This window comes from Mucilaginibacter psychrotolerans (assembly GCF_004519315.1).
Taxonomy (GTDB): domain Bacteria; phylum Bacteroidota; class Bacteroidia; order Sphingobacteriales; family Sphingobacteriaceae; genus Mucilaginibacter; species Mucilaginibacter psychrotolerans.
The window spans coordinates 1-461 of sequence record NZ_SOZE01000096.1 but is presented as its reverse complement, the minus strand read 5'-3'; the positions used below and the strand labels follow the sequence as shown (position 1 = coordinate 461).

Annotated in this window: 1 protein-coding gene; it reads right to left on the bottom strand. The window is 46.6% G+C overall.

Going from position 1 to position 461, the window contains the following annotated elements; genetic code table 11:
• Window positions 1-91: 91 nt before the first annotated feature.
• Window positions 92-355: a hypothetical protein gene (locus E2R66_RS28190; protein WP_134738031.1), complete on the bottom strand. Its 264-nt coding sequence runs from the start codon at window positions 353-355 to the stop codon at window positions 92-94.
• Window positions 356-461 lie beyond the last annotated feature (106 nt).

Here is a 461-nt window from a genome sequence, read left to right as displayed (position 1 = left end):
AAAAAGGAAGGCCCGTTGATACTGAAAATATCATAGGGCCTGTCCGTATAAAAATGAATAGTCCGTAGAGACGCGATACATCGCGTCTTTTTTACCCGTTATACACCGCCGAAAACTCCCCGGCAAAATCTTCTAGCTTAGTTTTGCTGAATTCGGGTTTGTGTCGTAGGTAATCATCCCAAAGGATGCCTTCCCTTACTGCGGCGCCCATTTCGGTATAGCTACGGGAAAACTCCTGCGGAAGCCCGGCCTGCAGCATGCCTTGTAGGGATTGCTCGTCGGTAAATTCCACCCATTTCAAATCGGGTTTGCCTATCGCTTTGCCTAAAACTGACGCCACTCTTGAGTTTGACACCTCCGGTTTTAAAAAGTGCATTTGAATGACGTGGGGGCGGTTTTTGGCGATATTTTCTCAAAAAGTGTAGTGTGCCAACTTTTTTATTTTCCGGTTTCTGGCCTGT